General features: G+C 66.5%; 1 pseudogene. It reads left to right on the forward strand.

Going from position 1 to position 507, the window contains the following annotated elements:
• Nucleotides 1-329: pseudogene (locus tag J5M57_RS28110) on the forward strand (peroxidase); the annotation flags it as partial.
• Nucleotides 330-507: the final 178 nt, after the last annotated feature.

A 507-nucleotide genomic window follows, 5' to 3' on the forward strand; every position in this document is an offset into this window, starting at 1 on the left:
TCTCGGAACTCTACGACATGATCCATCCGAACGCGAACGAGACGCTGACCGTGCGTTCGCTGTTCGTGATCGATCCGAACAAGAAGGTGCGCCTCATCATCACCTACCCGGCGAGCACCGGCCGCAACTTCGACGAAGTGCTGCGCGTCATCGATTCGCTGCAACTGACCGATCACTACAAGGTCGCGACGCCCGGCAACTGGAAGGACGGCGACGACGTCGTGATCGTGCCGTCGCTGCAGGATCCGGACGAGCTGAAGCAGCGCTTTCCGAAGGGCTTCAAGGCCGTGCGTCCGTACCTGCGCCTGACGCCGCAGCCGAACAAATGAGCGGCCTGCGCGCCGCGCGTCGGCGCGGCGTGGCGGTCATGAACGCAAAAAGCCCCGGCGGCGCGCCGGGGCTTTTTGCGTTCGAGGCGGGCACATCGCGTGCGCGACGCGGGCACGTTCACGCGCGGATTTGTCGCAGGTCGGCTGCCCGTCGTCCGCGCGGCTGCGTGGGCGCAGG

It is taken from the genome of Pseudomonas sp. 86_A, assembly GCF_017491705.1.
Lineage (GTDB): Bacteria > Pseudomonadota > Gammaproteobacteria > Pseudomonadales > Pseudomonadaceae > Aquipseudomonas > Aquipseudomonas koreensis.